Below are 20,216 nucleotides of genomic sequence, written 5' to 3' on the forward strand. Positions count from 1 at the left end.
TTACAGATAGATGTATAGCATTTTCTAACTTTATAAACTGTTTATTTATTAGCCATTTTTTAATCTTTTTTACTATAACATTTAAATCTCCTAATATGAATATTTTCCTTGCGCCTTCACATAATAAATTTAGCTACTAAAATTATGAAGAGGTGCAAATCGATGAAAAAAATTATATTTATCTGCTCCATTTTTCTTTTCTTATCGCTTAACCTAAATACAATTCTTTCTTTTGCGTCTCCAGCTCAAAAAACATTCTCACAAGGTATTTACAGAATGAAGGATTTGAATCTGCTCCCAAATGTTGCGTATACTGCTCAGAATATTTCCCCTACTGAAGTTTTCTTAATTATATTCGATGGCAGCAAAGTAATACAGCAATCTATACGATTAGAAGGTAACTCAATACATTATGTTTTAAGGCCAATGAAAGAGGATTTTAATTTTGTTGTATTAGGTAATGGTCAATTAGTTTTTACTCCAACAAGCATAACTCCATAATAATATTTTGGGTTTTTTACGATAATTTATTGTAAAAATATCTTAAAATTTATTAAATACTATGATAAGTCTATTTCCTATTAAGTTAAAGTGCTTATTTTGCCCCCAGTATAGGGGCTTTTTTAATTAGATATAGATTCACCTTAAGTTAAATTGTTAACTTTTTTTGTTTTGACCTCCATAACTTTTTTACTTTTTAAATTTTAAAAAAGGTTTATTTAAAATAATATTCATTCAAATGAATGTTTAATGAAAACTTTAAAAATTCAATTATTTTTAACAAGCTTTCTTTAAAACAATGTACCTTTATTAGTATTGCATATAACAAATGCCGTAAATTAATAATACGGCATTTTTTTATTTTTTTATATTCAGTTTTCTAAAAGTTTTAATATCTCATTATTTATTACCTCAGGATGTGTATGGTATATGGCATGTCCTGCGCCATTAACTATTATTTGCTCGCTGTTTGTTGACCAATCTTTTAATTCGGCTTGACTATTATTCCATACATCATCATCTGGAGCTGTTAAAATTTTCATAGGCAAATCACCTAAAGTTCCATTTTTTAATACAGTTTTTGCATTACTTTCTGCCAAATCACCTTCATCAATAATATTTTTATTATACATAGTCTTCAAAATCATTGATAAATATGTTTGTTGTAAATTATCAGGTAGTAAATTAAGATTCTTAGAATAATTATTTGTGCAATTAACTACTAGCCTTGCTACTCCTATAGACTTTAAAAACTTATAGGTATAAGCTATGCTCTTAGAAATTTCTAGTCCATTTTCCGCATAGTACTCTGGATTACCACCATCTATTAGAACTATTCCTGAAACTTCGTTTTTGTACATCTGTGCAAATCTTATTACTTGTAACGATGCATATGAATGTCCAACTAGTATATAAGGAGCTTTTTGTCCTGATTCTTCAAGGACATCATGCATTTCTTTCACTATAGTATCTATATCTCTTTGTTCATCTGTAATTTCACTCCAGCCATGACCAGGTCTATCGTAAGTTACTACCTTAGCGTACTTTGAAATTTCGTTATAGAGAGGGTAAAAATCTGCATAGGAATTAGGTTCCGTGTGACCTGAACAAAAAATAACAGTTGAATTTCCTTTACCTTCGCTAAAAATATTAATCTTATGATTATTTACTTCAACCATTTCTCCAACTACAGGAAATTTTTTTGCATCTCTATATTCACCTGTTTTTTCATAAGTAAAGCCTACAGCTAAAATTAGTAAAATAGAACTTAAAAACATGTATTTTATGGATATTCTTTTAGTTTTGTATTTTTGTTTATTTTTCCATTTATTAAAGTACATTTATAGACACTCCCTAAAAATATCATAATTTTTTCATTCATAAATAGCTATAATAAATCACCATTATACTCCAATACTTATAAATACTTCCTAAAGTATAGCATAGCATTAAGTACAAAAAGCTTTTAGCCATAAGAATTAATAAATTCTTAATTAATCCGTCATATTTTATCATGCTTATGATGATTTCTCTGTTTTTCCAATATATATGTAAAATATCAATTTATCTACACAAAGAAGAAGTATCTTTGCCTTTTTAGATACTTCTTCCTAATATGCAGATATTTAATTCTAAGTCTTAAACTCTTATCATTATATTAAAATCCAAAATCAATTAAAGCAGGTTATTCTCATATTATTTTATTAGGTAAACTAGAATTTTTTATAATATAGGTACACAAATTTCACAATAATGGTTACTTATCATTTGCATGGTATATCGTTCAATAATCTTTCTTTTATCATCAATTTTATAATTTCTTTTCGATAACTCTGAAAATATTTCAATCCATGCTTTTTGTATAGCATCTACTGTATGATTTATTTTAAACACACAATATCTTCCACCAATAGTTTTCCCAACGTTAATATTCGTACTTTCAAAATCAAATTCATCTGAAACAACTAAACATGCATCATAGCGGCAATCTACAGGTTCTGTAATCTCAGGATTATCTTGAGTTATTCCTAGGATTATTGACCTTTCATTAAACAAGCCATTTTCTGTAGCCCAGCTTTTCAATTGTTCCATTACTTGCACATTTTCTAAACCATAAGGACCTACTTTTCTCATATAAGCAATTTTATATTCTGGTATCATTTCAATATTAATATTCATACTTTACCTTCTTCATTAATAAAGTACACCGGTGCCTGAATTCATATTATAATGATTTAAAATGTATTTCAACTTATTTTTTAAAATTACTAATTAACAGTTATTATAAAAATATATTGCATATATCTAAATAAACTTAGATATATGCAATATATTTTTATAAACTTAGATATTTATTTGCCTAGTACTATGCCGTATATTCTCATTTTGTTCATCAGATATATTTCTCTATTTTACATTGCTCATATATCTTTTTTCCTAACAGAGTAATTACCTGCTTAGGACAATTGCTAATACACCTATAACACATGGTGCATCTTCCTTTTTGAACTAAGCTCTGATTTATAATAGATAAGTTTTTCATCGGGCATAGATTTACGCAGACACCACAAGCAACACATTTCTTATTGTTGATTCTAAGCTTATTTGAATATTCTTTTGTTTTTCCATAGAACCAAAGTCTTTGTCCAAAAAGACCTGCAATATGATAGATAAACCCAATACCATCTTGTGTGGGATTATTTTCTTTTACGAGATTTACAGACTTTTTTATCTTTATATGCGCTTGCTCTACAATAACTTTATTTTGCTCTAATGTTTTCTTTAATAGCTTTTCATCACCTATACAATCAGGCATTTTTAAATGAAGCCCGCCAACAATCTCTGCACCATATTTTGAAAGTAACCTTGCACTACAACCTGCCCCATCGCCACTGAACAATCCCATAGTAGCAATGATAAAAACTTTTTTATCAATAAACTTTTGTTTATTCTGCAAAATAAAATCTCTCATTATTTTAGGTAAGTTGCTGAAATAAATTGGATACGCTAGAACGATAAAGTCACTTTTTTGCATTTCATCTAGCACACTCTCATCTTCAATTGAAATACTTTTCGCTATCGCATCAAGTTCTTTTACGAACAGTTCAATACAATGTTTTGTGTTACCTGTTCCACTAAAATATATTCCTAACATCTCTTTGCTCCATCACTTCTTTCCTCTAATATAAGATTAATTTATAAATATTGCTCAGACCTAAATTTATAAATTTAGGATTATGTCTGCAATCTTATTTTATATTTTATTTAATAGAAATATATAAATAGCAATGTGCTTTTCCATCTTTCGTATACTCACCAGGCACGGTACTCTCATAATCTTCAGTAAATGCTCTCTTTATATCTCCCGCACTTTGTTCACTCCATACCTTTTCCCATGCTTTTTTTGCACACACATCTATTTTTCCATCTTCATCTTTTTCATCGTATTTCTTATATAAGCCTGTACTCACTTTCATTTCCATTTTCTCAAAAAAATCAGGTGTTACATTCATTATTGTAAGGTCATAATCTCCTCTTTCATCGCTAGAATAGTTACTATATTTTGAAATTGGAGAAGCATCTTTTTGAAGTATATGTTCACTATCAAAAAGAAGAGGTAATTTACCACTTGCAATATCCCCCCATAGTTCATCAATCATTTTTATTCCCTTATCAGAATTATTTGTTCTTATTGTTATTTCTTTCAATTTATATGCCATAATATTTCTCCTTTATTATATAAATGATTATTAATTTTAACTCTTGTATAAATTTAAGTTTACTATTTAGTTACCGTATATCTTAATACTGTTTTTAATTTATCTCTTTCAGATTTTCTAGCGTCTGATAAATATATTTCTCTATGAACTAAGCTTTTTATTTTTAAATAATTTTCGTTAATATAGTCTTTCATCTTACTAAAAGTTTCTGGTTCAGTATCATAAGAACCTATGTGTATAATCCATCTTCTATTTCATCAAAATAAACTTCTTCTAATAATTTATCTAGCTTCTTCTTGTTAGCAATTTCAAAAGCTTTCTTAGCCACTTCTTCGTTCACAAAATCTGGTTGTTTTATCATTATAGTATATATAAGTTCATCTTTATTAAATACTTTACTACTCTTACCACCTTCATTTATATCCCATAATCCTTCTAACGGATAAACAGTATATTCAAAATATCCATCAGGTATAAAGCCATTTTTAGGCATCATTCTTACTGCATAGGCAAGAGAATATATTACAGCAATTCTATTAGAAAAATCTCCATCATTCGGATTTCCTTTTCCTTTAATACAGAAATATTTTGCTTTAGGGATTTTAACTAAAGTTGGTTTTTCTTTTGGCAGATAGATATCTTTTTCCTCTTTTCTCCATTCATATTTCAAAATCAACACCTCCATAATCATTATAAATTGTTAAATATGACAACAGTCTGGCATATTATAAATAATTTTTAATACCAATACCCTATAAGTTCATTAATACTTATATTAGGATTTCTATATCTTCTTCTTTTCTTAGTTTTCGTTCTCCATTGAATTGCTTCTTTCGGACAGTATTGAATACAAGCTGCACACTGCTCGCAATTATGTTTCCATATTGGCTTATTAATATTAAACTGTATGTTATTGACAGGACAAATTTTTTCACATAATCTGCAGCCATTACAATTATCATCAACCCAAAAATCTTTATCTCTTAGATGTAGGTTTTTCACTATCTTGTCGGTAGTTTTGATAAAAATCTTATCAATTAATGTATCAAATATTAATGGGCTAACTTCACATTTGTAATTTTCGTGTTTTGCAACTATATGTGCTATATGTTTTACTTTATATCTTTCTTTTTGAAAAATTTTGTTTTGTTTTTCAATAGAAATTGATCCAAAAGCAAAAATATTATTTAATGGCATATGGATTAAAAAACCAGAATTAAGCATTATATTATTATTTTGCAATAACTTTTTTAGTTTATTTAACACTTCAGCTGGTGTTCCACCATGAGTTGCTACCGCAAAAACATACGTATCTTTATTAATTTCTAGATTTTTCATAATTCTCTCTACAACCAATGGCAAACGATTATAGATTACAGGAAAAACTATTCCAAGTGTTTTTCCTTCAATCTTTATTTTTTCTTTTGATACAAGTGAAGTTATTTTGCACAAATTAAAATTGCCTAATTCACGTGCTATATCATTGGCTACTTGCAAGCTGTTACCTGTTCCTGAAAAATATAATATTGTTTCCTCTTCTATTATCATAAAAACCTCCCATTTCATTTTCATAATCAAGTAATTTCCTTAGAACTCTTATTATAAAAATTATCATATTTAAATAGATATACTAGTTTTTAATGATATTTTAAGGCATGTACTATACTACACAGTCAAGATTTAATTTTCAAATAAACTTCCATATCACCACAACATCCTAAATTCTTATCTAATATATTTTTCTTTACCTTTTCAAGCAGATTTTTTGTTTCTATAAGCTCATTCATTTTACTATTAATCTCATTTATCTTATTTCCAACAAGTTCCCTAATTCTTGTAATATCACCGCATAAAACTTCATTATGCATTAATGTACTTATTTCCCTCAATGAGAAACCAAATTTTTTAATAATAAGTATAAATTTAATCTTTTCTATATCTTCCTCCGAATATAACCTATACCCGTTTTTATCACGTTTAGTTTCAGAGATCAATCCAATTTTTTCATAATATCTTATAGTCTCTTTATTGATATTTAATTCCTTAACTAATTTTCCAATATTGCACTCGTCTTTTTTCATAATTCATCTTCCTCAATACACCAATTATAGCATCTATTACAAACATCATTCGCATTACAAAAAAATGCCACAAAACTCATTATGAATAATGTGGCATCTTGATTTATGCATATTGGGTTTTAATGACGTAACATTTTTGTAATTTACATCAAAAAGTTAAGTACTAAATTTCTAAACTCTTTTCTATTACTAAACATAGCTGGATGATTTCCATACTTAAAAAATACTAATTTAGAATTTTCTATTTTCAAATTGATGTTTTTTAATACATTTTCTATATTGGGTATTATATCATCTTTCAAACTTCCTGTAATTAGAGTCCGATTTTTTATATTGTTAAGACTGGCCTCGAAAAAATCGCCTCTATATCTTGAAAATTTCATGACTAGATTTGTATTTTGATCAATAACATTTTTCCAATCAAATCCGTGCATCATAAACCAAAATAACTTTGAACTTAACTTCTTTTTTGCTACTTGTCTATCATTCAAAATTTTTTGAGCAAACTCACAGGATAAGTTTTCTCCCATAAAACTATCTAATATTATTTTATCAAATAAGTTTGGGTTCTCTAACGCTGCATTTAAAGCAATAATAGCACCGCCGCTTGTTCCTAATAAATTAACATTTTCAATACCTATATATTTACATAATTCAATAACTAGCATTGCATTAAAATGCCAATAATTTAAAGGTAATTCGCTTGCTCTTTGAGATCTGCCCTGTCCTACTAAATCTAGCAAGATCACCTTAAAGTTTTTAGAATAAAAATTTAATTCTGGCATAAACATTTTCGAAGACGCTGTATCCCCATGTATTATAATTAAAGGTTTTCCTTTACCATATACTTTGTAGAAAATATTAAAATTTTGATATTTAAAATAAGACATCTTTTACCTCCCAGTAATAAACATTAGAAACTTTCTTTATAGTCTACACCGGAGAATTAGTAACTACTCTAAAATATAGACTATTAAATCCTATTAAAAATTCCCATTATAATACCTCCTATCTCATAACTTATCGTTTTATAATAAGCTACTATCTTTATAGTTATTATAACATATATTGTTAATTCAATTGTATTTCGCTTCTTATTTTATTGATATATTTGGTATTTTCATCTTTCTTCTTATATTTTTTCTATTTTAAATTGTAAAAAGTTTTAATGTTAGAAATATTAACGCTATCCATACTAATAAAATTGGTATGGCAAAATACCACCTTTTAGGTTTTCCGTTAATCCATAAGTTTTCTGCTTCAATTCTACATTTTCTAAGTATTTCTTCTGGTATAAATTTTATTGTTATTGTAATAAGTATTGGAAGTAAAATTATGTCATCCAGCAAACCTATAACAGGTATAAAATCAGGTATAAGATCAATTGGTGATAACGCATATATAATTGTAATCATTGCAAAGACTTTTGCAATTACTGGGGTTTCCTTCTTTCTTAATGATCTGTATACGGCAGGTATATCTGATTTTAATTTTCTCACTCTGTCTTTTAGTCCCAAATTTAAATCTCCTTTAATAAGATTATTTTTACTACAAACTTATAGTAATACAATTCTTTTTTACTTTATATTATGTATGCTTCAATATCCTTAAATTTATGCAAAATTAAAAATCACTTAGATAAATATTAAGTCCATTTTATTTCTAATTTTAAAATAAAATAGACTTAATATTGTTTATTCCAACAGAGACTTTACTCTTGGATCATCTTTAACAAAATCAATATTCTTTCTCTTTTTTAATCCCCTCTTTACTAAATCTTTATATTTATCTTTAGTCCAATTATTAGTTACATCAAATTTAATATGCGTGTATAGTTTTGATTTAATTGCATAACCCATGGCATCTGCATCATTTATCATATTTATAATTGCTTTTATTGTTTTTTCCTTTTCATGATTTTCTATTGCATGCCATAAGTCTAATTCATGCTTATGGTATGGTCCAAAATCAAATACTTCTACAGCCGCTTTAGCACGCTCTACATATGTTTCTGCTTCGCTAAATCTTTTTTCCTTATATAGTAGCTTTATTATAAAAGATAACGCAGTTAATGTATCATGTCCATTTTTCCATAATTTATTTTCCCAAACCACATAAGCCTCATCTATTTTACCCATACTTTCAAATAATATTGCTTGTTGAATTTTTTTATCTACATCTACTTCTGGAATTTTATCTAATATTTCTTGAGCTTTTTCATACTCTTTTTTCTCCCTATAAATCGCTGATAAATCTATTTTTGCCATTGAAGCAGTCTTTTCTTTGTTGCCTGCTGCCACGAGCTCAAGCCATGCAATAATTTTTCTTTCGTATTTTTCTTTTTCCTCAATTTGAGATCCTAATAAATATATTCTCAACACTTCTGATATCATTAATATTAACTCATCACAGCCTGGATATTGTTTAATTAAATCATTGCCTTTCTCAAAAGCTTTTTTAATTCCCTCTTTTGATGCAGTTTCACCCACCTCTTTTGTAAGTTTTTTTACTTCCGTATCTGTTAATTCCTCATTAAATGCCAATAAAGTGTTAACATCTATTTTTAAGACACGTGCAAGAGGTGGTAGCAATGTTATATCTGGATATGAAACTCCATTTTCCCACTTATTTACTGCTGGAGTACTTACATTTAAATAATCTGCAACCTGCTCTTGAGTAAGATTTTCCTTTTTTCTATAATGCCTAATAACTTCACTTATCATCATAAAATTAACTCCTCTATTTATTATGTTCTTATTGATTAACTAAAATAATATTAGGTTCCTCATTGAAAATTTGAAATATCTCAATTTCGGCCGATATCTATATAAATTTCACTATCATCTCAGAACCTTATAATTAAATGATATCAAAGCTACATAATTGGGGCAATTGAAGACTTTTCATCTTTTATTAATAAAAATTAACCAATAGTTAATTTTTTATATAATATCACCATTTAAAATATCAGCATGAGATGTCAGTCTTATTTTTTTAATTCATCTGTACTTCATACTGATTTTAATATAATTTTGGTCATAGTCTTCTTTTGCCTTTTATTAAACTTCTCACGCAAGGTTATTAAACACTCAATAATAATTTTACTTAAGTAATGGTGTTATATTTCCTGAGTAGTATACTCGTAAAACATGAAGTGCTCTGGTACATGCAGTATAAAGCAGAAGTCTCTCCTCTTCGCAACTGTAATTTTCATCTCCTGCATTATATATAAGCACCACATCAAATTCTAATCCTTTAGCAAGATAAGCAGGGATTACCAATGTGCCACTCACATATTCATCGTCATCCTTCATTATTGCTCTAGCATTAGTCTTATTTTTTAAGAAATTATATACCTCATTCGCTTCCTTTGCAGTTTTTGTTATGATTCCAATAGATTTATAATTTTTCTGATTATATATTTTTACATCTTCAAGAAGTTTTTCTTTTATAGCTTCTTCATTAAAAAAACCAAGAAGCAAAGGTTCTTCTCCACTTCTTTCCACGCATTGAGCATGAATTTCCTTATTAAGGAACCTTCTTGAAAATTTAGTAATTTCCATTGTTGATCTGTAACTTTTTGTTAAGTTTATTATGCAGGTATTATTTTCTGCAAATATATGAGATATATTTTTATAGTCTCCTACATTCATGAACGGGTGTATGGATTGATTTAAATCCCCCAGCATAGTCATATTTGCATGGTTAAAAAGCTGGTAAAAAATTTCATACTGAAGCGGTGAATAATCCTGGGCCTCGTCAATAATAACGTATTTGATTTCTGAGGTCTTAGGAAGATCTCCCATAGCACCTTTTAGATATAGAATGGCGAGCTGATCCTCATAATTAAGCTTGCGTACTTTTATTTTCTCTAAAGTATAGCTTCTTATTTCATTAATTTTCTTCTCACTTAATTCAATATTTGAATCTTTCAAGAAAAACTCAAGATTCTCAAATAGATTTTTATAAATATCCAATAAATCAAATTTTGTCGCTCTATTTATTTCATGATAAACCTGGTTCAGCTCATTCTTTACTATAGCTGTACTATGTTCTATAATTTCAGCTTTATCTAAATAAGAACCTGAATCTTTAAGTTCATCAGCCACCTCTTCTATACGATGTTCTTCATAAGGCTTTAAAAGAAATAAAAATCTCTCTCTTATCTTTTGAAGCCTCCTTTTTCGCGGAAGATTTACATAATCTTTGAAAAATAATTCTTCTAAATCCTTCGAAGAAATTATTAACTCTCCTCTAAATGTGATATTTTTAAAGCTTGTATCTTCCTTTTCCATAAAGGTTACATAACGCTTTAATATATCTATAAACTCCATTGATGATTTAAACTTTATATTATTGATTCTTATTTGATAATCAGCTTCCTTCTTTGATGCTAAAATGTATTCCATCATTTCGCTATAGTTTTCCTTATTAAGTCCACTGCCCAAGGCTTTGTGCATATATTCCTTAAATGTAGTCTGACACATATTATCTTCTCCAAGTTCAGGTAATACATCAGAAATATACTCATTAAAAATATCATTTGGCGAGAATATCACTATATTTTTAGGAGTTATTTTATCCCTATGCTTATATAAAAGATAAGCAATTCTATGAAGAGCGACAGAAGTCTTACCACTTCCAGCTGGTCCTTGAACAATCAAATTTTTATATTCCTCATTACGAATTACTTTATTTTGCTCTCTTTGTATAGTTGTTACTATCCCTTTCATCTTGGTGTCGGTACTTTTACTCAAGATATCCTGCAATACTTCATCATCTATCTTAAGATTACTGTCAAACATATATTCAATTTTACCATTATTAATTTTATACTGTCTTTTAAGTGTAAGTTCACCCTCTACTATACCCTCAGGACATTTAAACTTTGCTTGTCCAATTTCGTAATCATAAAACATACTTGAAATTGGCGCTCTCCAGTCATATATTAGAAAATCAAAATTTTCATTAATAAGATTAGATATTCCTATATAGCACTTTTCTGCTCTCTCCTCCCCTTTTTCATTAAAATCCATTCTTGCAAAATATGGGGATAAAAGTACTCTTTCGTATTTTTGCTCAAGCTTTCTTGTGAACTCATGAGTTCTCTTCTGTATTTTCATGGTATTAACAGACTGCATAAATTCTACAATCTGTTCTAATCCATTATTTACAGAAACAGATCCAACATTCTCCCATAACTCCTTTTGCATTTCAATTGCATCACTTCTAAATTTTTCTTTAAAGTTACGTTTTTCATCAAGTTGTTTTTGAGCTTCTTTAAGTACCTCCTGCAGCCATTCACGTTCAAGTTTCCATTCAAAGTCGTTATTGTTCATAATTTATATTTCACTCCTTATGATAAAATAATTTTGTAAAATTATTTTTAAACTCTATTGACATTGCTTTTTCTGAAGTGTATAATATAATTAGAGTTTTATACATAACACTTCACAAAAGCGATATCTAACTTATTGTATCGTTTTTATTTTGTTGTGTCAATAGTAAAGGGAGTGTCGAAGAATGATTAATTTTTTCGGCACTCCCTTTATTAACTTTCTGCTACTTTATAAATTAAATTTATATGCTGAATTATAGATAAACCAAGCGAAATCTGAATTTATGCACATAGCTTGCTGAAACAAGGGTATATTTCATAGTCTAGATCTAGCTTATAATTTGTTTATCTTTATACTATCTATTATTGTTACATTTTTTGTGTGCACCCATACCAGAAATCACATGCATTTTTCCAATCACGAAAATCATAATATAAAACAAACATTTGAAAATAATTAGTACTTATCTTAATGATTTAGGAGCATGCAGAAATATGTTATAAGATAACCAAAATCTTTTATTGTGTAAGAATCACTTACTTAGCAACGAACGTGAGCCGAATTTCAGTTAAATGTTGTTTCATTTACTGCTTGCCACATTAAAAGTTGGAAAATTCAGTCATGGAAGTAATCTCCAACTTAGTGCTTTTCAGCGAAAATTTTTCCTGCAATTCCTAATGCGCTGCAAGCTTTAGGGAAACCTACATATGCTGCACATTGCAAAATAATTTCTAATATCTCCTCTTGTTTTAATCCAGCTTTAAGAGCTCCTTTTATATGGAAATCTAATTGTTCAAATGCACCTTGTGTTATAAGTGCAGTTATAGTTACAACTTCTCTTGTTTTCAAATCCAAATTTGGTCTTGCATATATTTGACCAAATCCAAAAGAAATCATTTTATCCAAAAAATCCGGAAATATTTCTCCCACAGAGTTTATCATTTGTTCACCATTTTCATCTGTCATTTGTTTTAACATATTGATTCCGTTTTCATAATCTTTATTCATTTTACTATCCCCTTTTCATAGTTGGTGGTATTTCATTTGGATCAACCATAACTTCTATTAAAATTGCTTCCTTATGTAAATTCGAAATTTCTAACGCTTTTTTTAATTCAAATTCATTGCAGCATCTATATGATTTTACGCCTAGTGATTCACCAAATTTTTTAGCATTTAATGATACACTATATGTTGTTCCAACTGCATGTCCTAAATTCTTTTTCATACCTTTATCCACCATATCTAGTCTTCCATTATTTATTATTATAAAAGTAACTGGAATATTATAATTTGCTGCCGTTGAGATTTCGGTTCCCTGCATAAAAGTACATCCATCACCAGTTATGCAGATAATTCTAGAATTATAGGTTGCTAGCTGTGCTCCAATTGAGTAACCTATAGCATGCCCCATAGCTCCAAATACATCATCAAAAAAGAATGTACCTGGTTTTCTGATATTAAAATATCTTATTGCGTAAAAAGAATGACTTCCATCATCACCAAAAACAATAGCATCATCTGGCAATCCTTTTCTTATTATTTCCATAGAATGAGCAGATGAAAGATACTTACTATTTCCTTTAATACTATTTTTAAATTCATAGTTTTCTTCTAATAAAGTATATTTATTTCTTCTCCTATCTTTAATTTCATCTAATACTAGCTGTAGATTTGCTTTAATATCACCAGTAATAGGTAATGTTTGAACTAGTAATGCTTTTTCTATGAATGTATTATCATAATCTAAATGAACTACTTCTTTAGGATAATTGTCTGGTGATATTCCTACTAAAGACATATCAGATAGTTTACTTCCTATTACTATCATTAAGTCTATATCTTCCTTTATATATTCACTTGATTTATCTGTACCGCCTAAACCTAATGCACCAAGTGATAACGGATGATTTTCAGCAAATGTTCCTTTTCCCCCTGGAGTCGTCATAACTGGTATGTCCCAAATTTCGGCTAGACTTTTAACTTCTTCATAAGCTAAACTAGAATGAATACCTTTACCTGCCAAAATCACAGGTTTTCTAGCATTATCAAGTTTATTAACAAACTCATCCAATCTTGAGGATATTAGTTTATCCATATTATTCGGTAAATCAAGTTCAAATTGATCTATTTCTTCATCAAGTATATCCATAGGTATTGATAAATGGACTGGTCCCTTGACTCCTGAATACGCTTTTTCCAATGCATGTTGCAGATATAATTTAAACTGATCAGCTCTCTCTACTCTGGCACTAAATTTAGTAACTGATTCAAACATTCTAACTAAATCCGTACCAAAAATTGTCGAATCTTGTCCCATAGCTTTTCCCACATTATGCATGGATTGTTGCCCAGTGATAAATAATACTGGTACATGGTAAGCATTCGCTTGTCCTGCAGCAGTTAATGCGTTTGTGCCTCCAGGTCCAGAAGTTACAAGAGCTACTCCTAATTTCCTGTTTATTAATGAATAGCCTGCCGCTGCATAGCCAGAGCCACTTTCATGTTTGCTTAAAATAAAATTTATATCTTGCTTATATAATTCCATAATTAAAGATTCAATCGGTCTCCCAGGTATCCCAAAAACATGACTAACTCCCCACTTCCTAAAATTTGATGCTAAAATAGATGATATTCTTTTCATATGTATCTCTCCTTCTATGATTCATATTAACATTCTAAAAAATAATTTAAAAAACATTAATCATCTTATCTAATGTTCAACCGCTGTAGCACCCTAGATCTATATATAAAACTTGTCTTAATAAGTTCAAATAAGTATAATTCATTAAATGGTTAATTAAGTAGTAGCTAAATCATAGATTTTAACTCTCACTTATATAATTACTTTATAGACAACAGTGGGGTGAACAATAAATATATTGCCGTTGATTATAAATTGTGACTTTGTGATCTGCTAGGTACTTTTTTGGCTATAATTCAGATAATATTCAAATGCATGTAATAATTCACCTGAATCAAGTTTAGCTTTATTGCAAACTAAGCGCTGCATAAAATCCCCTATGTACAGCTTTTCCTACATTACCCACCTCTTCACAATCGCCTATGGCTCTTGTTTTTGCATAATATTTTTCTTTTATTTCTTCTGCTAGTTTATTGTTCTTTATCATACCAAATGCATTAATCACACTATCAGCTTTTATAAATTCAGATGTACCATCACATCTTTCTATATATACACCTTTGCTATCAATTGATGTAACTTTACTATTTGTATAAATTTTTACTCCTACTTTATAAATCATGGGTATTAATGATGCTGCATTAGCAAACAAAGCATCCTTTGCAACTGCATCTGACATTTCAATAATCGTAACTTTCTTACCGTCTTCTGTAGCGAATTCTAAAGCACTATCACAACCTGATAAGCCGCCACCACATATAACAATATTTTCACCTTTTAATAATTCTTTATTTTTATGTGCCTCAATTAAATTAATAACATTTGAACTATCAATACCAGGAATCTGAGGCCTAGAAGGAACTGCACCAGTTCCTATAATTATTTTATCGCACTTTGCTAATATATCATCAGCAGCTGAAACTTCTGTGTCTAGTTGAATTTTAACATTCAATTTCTTAAGCTGAACACCATACCAATCTATTAATCTACGCAACTGACTCTTAAAAGCAGGTGTTGAAACTGCTGCTATCTGTCCACCAATTACTTTTTCTTTTTCAAAGAGAGTAACCTTATGTCCTTCAATTGCAGCAACACGTGCTGCCTCTAACCCTGCGGGTCCAGCTCCTATAACTACGACATTTTGTGGAGTTTTAGTACATTTAATTTCAAAACGTTTTTCATTGCAAGCTTGCGGATTCACCGAACAGCTTAACTTAGTAAATCGAACTGCAATACGTCCTATGCATCCCTCATTACAGCGAATGCATGGTTTTACATCTTCACGATTACCATTCATAAGCTTATTTGGCATTTCTGGATCTGCAATTAGAGGACGTCCAAACATGACAAAATCAGCGTTCCCAGATTCTATTAACCTAACTGCTGTTTCGGGTGTATGATTGCCAGAATTAAGTATTGGAATATTAACAGCTCTGCGTGTAGGCTCACATAAATATTCCATACATGCATCTCCTAGATATGAAGGTGGAAAAACATAATCAATTGCTTCAGACGATCCTGCATCTATATCTATGGCATCAACTCCTGCTTCTTCTAGTAGCTTAATAAGATGCATGCTATCTTCAATAGTACGCCCACCTTCAAAGCGATGATCAAGTGATATTCGAAATAATATTGGCATATGTGGTCCAACAGCATTTCTTATTGAACGAACAATTTCTATAGGGAATCTAGCACGTTTTTCATCTGTTCCACCATACTCATCCTCACGTTTATTCCATATTGGAGACATAAATTGATCTATTAAATCTCCAGCATGTCCATGTATCTCAATCGCATCAAAACCTGCATTTTTAACGATTTTGGCAGAACATGCAAATTTTTTAATAATTTCTTTTATATCGTCATGACTCATAGGCCTACAATTAACTTTTCTATTATATGCTGCTGGTATAGGTGATGCTGACATCGGTGGCTCTCCATATTCGTTTGGAAGTGCATCACGTCCTGTACCACAACATAATTGAGCAGCTATTTTTGCTCCGTATCTTTGTACAGTTTCACAAAGAGTAGTAAGTTTTGGTATTGCATACGTATGATCTAGTATACCTGAAAGAGGACCTTGTGCTATATCCTGTGAAATAAATTGAGCGCCCATAATTATAAGTCCAGCTCCGCCTTTTGCACGCTCTTCATAATAATCAATTTCATCATTTGAAATAGTACCATTGCTATTAGATGCATTAATTCCTATAGGCGAAAAAACTATTCTATTCTTAACCTCCATGTTTCCAATCTTAAATGGTGTAAATAACTTCTTATAGTCCATAATAGTTCTGTCATTCCCTTCTCTATACTCACAATATAAAAGTTGTTTAACAGACATGAGATAAATTGCTTATTTATTAACTAATAATTAAACTCTAAACAACTTTTTACAGATTATTTTGATAGATCTCCATCTTAAAAATAAATATCAGAAAATTCAACATTAATGGCATTTACTAATCCGTTATCTGAAGATATGAATGCATTGCTTTTCTCCTCAAATGTAACTTCTTTAATAGGTAGCGTTATTGTAAATTTACTGCCAATTCCCAATTCACTTTCTACCTCTATGCTTCCTTCTAATATTTCTACCAACATCTTTACTAATGCTAAACCAATACCACTACCTTCTGCCTGTCTTGAAAGATTATTATCAACTTGTCCAAATCGTTCAAAAATCACTTCACGCTTATCTTCTGGAATCCCTACCCCAGTATCAATTACAGCAATTGATACTGTTTTATTCTTCATATTTTCTGTAATCTCAACAGTTATATTTCCACCTTCTGGTGTGAATTTTATTGCATTTGATAAAAGATTCAAAATTATGCGTTCATATTTTTCATCATCTATTGAAGTATTTAAGCTATATGTATTAGTTTTAAATTCAAACACGATTTTCTTTTGTTCTGCATATATTTTTATAGACTCTGCAATTAATTGTGTTATAAATACAATATCTATATTTTTTTTGTTTAATTTAAATTGATCTGCTTTTAACTTAGTAATATCTAGCAAATTATTTACAAGCCTTAACTGCCTGAAAGCATTTCGCTTTATACTTGCTATTAAGTTTTTGACTGATTGAGGAATCTGATTAATATATACTTGTTCAATCAGTTGAATAGCTGAATAAATAACATTTATTGGAGTTTTGAATTCATGAGTAATAAGGGTTATAAATTCATCCTTCATTACAAGATCTTTTTCTAATATCTCTCTTTGCTTTTTTTCTGATTCATATAATAGTTCTTTTTGTCTATTTATTTTACGGTTTTGTTTTCTAAGTAATAGTTCTCGTTCTATGGCATCAACCACAGTCGTTAATGTCATTAAGAAAAAGGGATTATGAAGTATAACAGCAGTCATAATACATATAGTTCCAAGAAGATTATCATCATCTGAATAATGAAATGGTGCTCCATAACAAGCACAACCGTGTAAATAATTATGAAAATGACTTTTTCCTATTAGTTCCATTGGATGATTTTGCTTAAGTGTTAAACTAACCACATTTGTCCCCATATCTTCTTCACTGAATTGAATGCCTGGCTTAATTCCCAATTTAAACATTATGTCACCTATGGTCTCATCGCCAAGAATCTCTAATAAATATCCATTTTCATCTGTTATAGTTACTAATATAGGAGTACCCTCTAATGATTTAATCATTTTATCACTAAAAAATTCTACAACCTCTAAAACTTCTTTATACATATCTTTCTTTCTGGCAAGCTCTAATTTTGACATAGCATTTAGGGACATTCTGGGATTACTAGGATCTAATCCTAATTTTCTACACTTCTTTTTTGACTCTATAATGTAATCTGCTTCTTGCTCATCTATATCTTGCAACGTATATTGCCTCCTCAAAAGAAAACTTTAGTAATTTATGTATATTGATTCACTTTTTTACATAATTTACTCACCTATTATATCACTAAGTTTATATTATCGGAATATTTATTCTAATTAATTTCATAATTTACAATAAATTCATATATAATTTATATTTTGCATTCATAAAGCCGCAAAAAAATGTAAAAGTGCAACCAATATTGCTCAAAATAATTCAAATTTGTAAAAATAATTTTCCAACCATCTTTATTATTATCATATTTCATAACACTTGTCTCTTAGAAAACCTTTTAATGCATCTTAACCATACCTCTAATATAAATTGTAACATTGTTAACTTTTTTTGTTTTTAAATTCTTAACTTTTTTCCTTTTTAAATTTAAAAAAAGTTTTATTTAAAACTATGTTCATTTAAAAAATATTTTTTAAAATTAGCTTACAATGCAAAAAAAGCTGCAGTAATTAATTAAACAATAACCACTTCCCCATTACCAACAATTAGAATTCTATAGCTAGGCTTTAGTGGTATTAAATTATACTTTTGAGAATTTGCAGATAAACGTAGTGCCTGCAATGTACGTTGATTTTCATCCAAAATGAGCACATAAACAGCATCGCTAGAAGATATATTTTCAATACTATAGAGATTATCTGAGGTAATATTAAAACTAGATAATTGATAAACACCTTCTTTAAAATTAGTAACAGCAAATACAGGTGTTAACAAAAATATATTAAATAAAAGAGTCATTATTATTAATAAAGTAGTTAACTTTTTCATCATTGAACCACCTTTCAAATTTATCATATATAGCTAAATACTACATTATAATTCTGTTTCATTAATCTAAAATAAACATTAAGTAAAATAGTTAGTTCTGAACACATATAAAAAGTAATATATAACTCTCTCTTTAGCCAACATCAATATAGGCTTCTCCCTTTCCAACTAATGCGATTCTGTATTCAGGTTTCAGAGGAACTAAATTATATCTTCTTTGTGTAGGCTCTAATTGTATAGATTGTATTTCGAGCTGATTCTCATCAAATATAAACACACGAATGCTATCTGTGTTTGAAATATTTTGAATAAAATAAGTACTATTGGGAGAAAAGTTTAAATCTACTGCTTTATAAACACCTTCTTTAAAGTTATTAACAGCATATACCTGAATTGGCTTAAACATTCCAAATAAAAGACATAATAAAATCATTACTAAAGCAGAGTGTTTCCTCATTATACGACCACCTTTCAAATTTATTATACGTATGGCTGATAATAATATACATATTAAACTAAAGTAAATATTTCTATTTACTTTTACTGTTTTATATATCCCCGGTAAAGCAATTAAATTTCAACTCTACTTTCAGGAGGATTTTATTAGAGACTAGATTAATTCCCACTGCATATAATAAAATGATCTAAGAATAAATGACCTAAGATAATTTATTCTTAGATCATTTTTAACTTTATAGACTATTATATATATTTCTTATATATACTTCTTAATATAAAAAGTTTAATAAAAATATACTATTGTTAAAAAGTGTTTTAAATCTATATTTTCTTAAATATCTCTTATAATTAAATACAATGAAGCATTCAGCGTGAAGGTAGTTTTCTGCTAATATATACACCTTGAATTATCACAAACACGCTACAAACCATTGCCATAACTTGCGCCGCCTGATCACTAGCTGTCAAAAGGTCAAAACCACCATGCCAAATTAAAACTGGAATAACACTAAATTCACTGCCTTGACATAGCCAAGCTAAAAATATTGATCCAAAAGTAAGGCTTATCCCCCAACCTATGATTCCAAGGCCCATATTCATATAATTTTCATTGAACCAAAAGGCAGGCAGGTGCCAAAAGAGCCAAATGGCAGCAACAATTAATGCACTATTTTTAATAGAAAATTTCTTACAAAGCTCGGGCAATAAAAATCCCCTCCAGCCTGATTCTTCTCCTAAACCAAAAGTCAAGATCCAAATTATAGTTGTTTCCAATAAATTTAATCCAAGCAGTTTATTTGTTAACCCAAATCGAGTAAAATCTGG

18 protein-coding genes and 1 pseudogene are annotated in these 20,216 nt (G+C 29.1%); 1 reads left to right on the forward strand and 18 read right to left on the reverse strand.

All coding sequences use genetic code 11. The features are described 5' to 3' along the window. The first annotated feature begins 162 nt into the window (after positions 1–162). Positions 163–501, forward strand: coding sequence for a hypothetical protein (locus T483_RS0105760; protein ID WP_026885991.1), 339 nt, complete (start codon positions 163–165; stop codon positions 499–501). Positions 502–872: 371 nt separating this feature from the next. Here T483_RS0105760 and T483_RS0105765 read toward each other — a convergent pair whose 3' ends face one another. The 18 genes and pseudogenes from T483_RS0105765 to T483_RS32040 all read right to left on the reverse strand — a co-directional run bounded on the left by T483_RS0105765 (position 873) and on the right by T483_RS32040 (position 20,165). Further along, positions 873–1,841, reverse strand: a complete 969-nt coding sequence (locus T483_RS0105765) for an alpha/beta fold hydrolase (protein ID WP_026885992.1) — start codon at positions 1,839–1,841, stop codon at positions 873–875. A gap of 382 nt (positions 1,842–2,223) precedes the next feature. Beyond that, on the reverse strand, positions 2,224–2,679 hold the full coding sequence (locus tag T483_RS0105770) for an AraC family transcriptional regulator (protein WP_026885993.1): 456 nt from the start codon (positions 2,677–2,679) through the stop codon (positions 2,224–2,226). 214 nt (positions 2,680–2,893) lie between these two features. Next, positions 2,894–3,655, reverse strand: coding sequence for an EFR1 family ferrodoxin (locus tag T483_RS0105775; RefSeq protein ID WP_026885994.1), 762 nt, complete (start codon positions 3,653–3,655; stop codon positions 2,894–2,896). Positions 3,656–3,761: 106 nt separating this feature from the next. Further along, complete coding sequence (locus T483_RS0105780; protein WP_026885995.1) at positions 3,762–4,220, reverse strand: hypothetical protein; 459 nt, start codon at positions 4,218–4,220, stop codon at positions 3,762–3,764. Positions 4,221–4,282: 62 nt separating this feature from the next. Next, positions 4,283–4,890 (reverse strand): annotated as a pseudogene (locus tag T483_RS28750) (GyrI-like domain-containing protein). 68 nt (positions 4,891–4,958) lie between these two features. Beyond that, positions 4,959–5,768, reverse strand: a complete 810-nt coding sequence (locus tag T483_RS0105790) for an EFR1 family ferrodoxin (RefSeq protein WP_026885996.1) — start codon at positions 5,766–5,768, stop codon at positions 4,959–4,961. Between the two features lie 125 nt (positions 5,769–5,893). Beyond that, the gene (locus T483_RS0105795) at positions 5,894–6,301 is read right to left on the reverse strand and encodes a MerR family transcriptional regulator (RefSeq protein WP_026885997.1); all 408 of its coding nucleotides are present in this window, start codon (positions 6,299–6,301) and stop codon (positions 5,894–5,896) included. A gap of 143 nt (positions 6,302–6,444) precedes the next feature. After that, positions 6,445–7,191 carry an alpha/beta fold hydrolase gene (locus T483_RS0105800; RefSeq protein WP_026885998.1) on the reverse strand — a complete coding sequence of 249 codons (747 nt, stop codon included), beginning with the start codon at positions 7,189–7,191 and terminating at the stop codon, positions 6,445–6,447. 258 nt (positions 7,192–7,449) lie between these two features. Further along, positions 7,450–7,818, reverse strand: a complete 369-nt coding sequence (locus T483_RS0105805) for a YkvA family protein (protein WP_026885999.1) — start codon at positions 7,816–7,818, stop codon at positions 7,450–7,452. Positions 7,819–7,995: 177 nt separating this feature from the next. Continuing rightward, entirely contained in the window at positions 7,996–9,027 is a 1,032-nt protein-coding gene (locus tag T483_RS0105810) for a helix-turn-helix domain-containing protein (protein WP_026886000.1), read from the reverse strand. Positions 9,028–9,402: 375 nt separating this feature from the next. Next, positions 9,403–11,640: an RNA polymerase recycling motor HelD gene (gene helD / locus T483_RS0105815; protein WP_026886001.1), complete on the reverse strand. Its 2,238-nt coding sequence runs from the start codon at positions 11,638–11,640 to the stop codon at positions 9,403–9,405. A 639-nt stretch (positions 11,641–12,279) separates the two neighbouring features. Continuing rightward, on the reverse strand, positions 12,280–12,648 hold the full coding sequence (locus T483_RS0105820; protein ID WP_026886002.1) for a carboxymuconolactone decarboxylase family protein: 369 nt from the start codon (positions 12,646–12,648) through the stop codon (positions 12,280–12,282). Positions 12,649–12,652: 4 nt separating this feature from the next. After that, positions 12,653–14,284, reverse strand: coding sequence for a thiamine pyrophosphate-binding protein (locus tag T483_RS0105825; protein ID WP_026886003.1), 1,632 nt, complete (start codon positions 14,282–14,284; stop codon positions 12,653–12,655). 346 nt (positions 14,285–14,630) lie between these two features. After that, on the reverse strand, positions 14,631–16,574 hold the full coding sequence (locus tag T483_RS0105830) for an NAD(P)/FAD-dependent oxidoreductase (RefSeq protein WP_026886004.1): 1,944 nt from the start codon (positions 16,572–16,574) through the stop codon (positions 14,631–14,633). Between the two features lie 134 nt (positions 16,575–16,708). Further along, the gene (locus tag T483_RS0105835; protein WP_026886005.1) at positions 16,709–18,148 is read right to left on the reverse strand and encodes an ATP-binding protein; all 1,440 of its coding nucleotides are present in this window, start codon (positions 18,146–18,148) and stop codon (positions 16,709–16,711) included. A 469-nt stretch (positions 18,149–18,617) separates the two neighbouring features. Continuing rightward, positions 18,618–18,932, reverse strand: coding sequence for a hypothetical protein (locus T483_RS0105840; RefSeq protein WP_080696926.1), 315 nt, complete (start codon positions 18,930–18,932; stop codon positions 18,618–18,620). 133 nt (positions 18,933–19,065) lie between these two features. Next, positions 19,066–19,389 carry a hypothetical protein gene (locus T483_RS0105845; protein WP_026886007.1) on the reverse strand — a complete coding sequence of 108 codons (324 nt, stop codon included), beginning with the start codon at positions 19,387–19,389 and terminating at the stop codon, positions 19,066–19,068. Between the two features lie 368 nt (positions 19,390–19,757). After that, positions 19,758–20,165, reverse strand: coding sequence for a CPBP family intramembrane glutamic endopeptidase (locus T483_RS32040; protein ID WP_347460303.1), 408 nt, complete (start codon positions 20,163–20,165; stop codon positions 19,758–19,760). Positions 20,166–20,216: the final 51 nt, after the last annotated feature.

Origin of the sequence: Clostridium beijerinckii HUN142 (genome assembly GCF_000621745.1) — a bacterium.
GTDB classification, from domain to species: domain Bacteria; phylum Bacillota; class Clostridia; order Clostridiales; family Clostridiaceae; genus Clostridium; species Clostridium beijerinckii_A.

Excerpts from the sequence above, each read along its gene's own strand:
- T483_RS0105810 (WP_026886000.1), bottom strand. The coding sequence starts at position 9,027 with ATGATGATAAGTGAAGTTATTAGGCATTATAGAAAAAAGGAAAATCTT.
- T483_RS0105780 (WP_026885995.1), bottom strand. The coding sequence starts at position 4,220 with ATGGCATATAAATTGAAAGAAATAACAATAAGAACAAATAATTCTGAT.
- T483_RS0105830 (WP_026886004.1), bottom strand. The coding sequence starts at position 16,574 with ATGGACTATAAGAAGTTATTTACACCATTTAAGATTGGAAACATGGAG.
- T483_RS0105760 (WP_026885991.1), top strand. The coding sequence starts at position 163 with ATGAAAAAAATTATATTTATCTGCTCCATTTTTCTTTTCTTATCGCTT.
- helD (WP_026886001.1), bottom strand. The coding sequence starts at position 11,640 with ATGAACAATAACGACTTTGAATGGAAACTTGAACGTGAATGGCTGCAG.
- T483_RS0105770 (WP_026885993.1), bottom strand. The coding sequence starts at position 2,679 with ATGAATATTAATATTGAAATGATACCAGAATATAAAATTGCTTATATG.
- T483_RS0105765 (WP_026885992.1), bottom strand. The coding sequence starts at position 1,841 with ATGTACTTTAATAAATGGAAAAATAAACAAAAATACAAAACTAAAAGA.
- T483_RS0105800 (WP_026885998.1), bottom strand. The coding sequence starts at position 7,191 with ATGTCTTATTTTAAATATCAAAATTTTAATATTTTCTACAAAGTATAT.
- T483_RS0105775 (WP_026885994.1), bottom strand. The coding sequence starts at position 3,655 with ATGTTAGGAATATATTTTAGTGGAACAGGTAACACAAAACATTGTATT.
- T483_RS0105820 (WP_026886002.1), bottom strand. The coding sequence starts at position 12,648 with ATGAATAAAGATTATGAAAACGGAATCAATATGTTAAAACAAATGACA.
- T483_RS0105840 (WP_080696926.1), bottom strand. The coding sequence starts at position 18,932 with ATGAAAAAGTTAACTACTTTATTAATAATAATGACTCTTTTATTTAAT.
- T483_RS0105825 (WP_026886003.1), bottom strand. The coding sequence starts at position 14,284 with ATGAAAAGAATATCATCTATTTTAGCATCAAATTTTAGGAAGTGGGGA.
- T483_RS0105795 (WP_026885997.1), bottom strand. The coding sequence starts at position 6,301 with ATGAAAAAAGACGAGTGCAATATTGGAAAATTAGTTAAGGAATTAAAT.
- T483_RS0105790 (WP_026885996.1), bottom strand. The coding sequence starts at position 5,768 with ATGATAATAGAAGAGGAAACAATATTATATTTTTCAGGAACAGGTAAC.
- T483_RS0105845 (WP_026886007.1), bottom strand. The coding sequence starts at position 19,389 with ATGAGGAAACACTCTGCTTTAGTAATGATTTTATTATGTCTTTTATTT.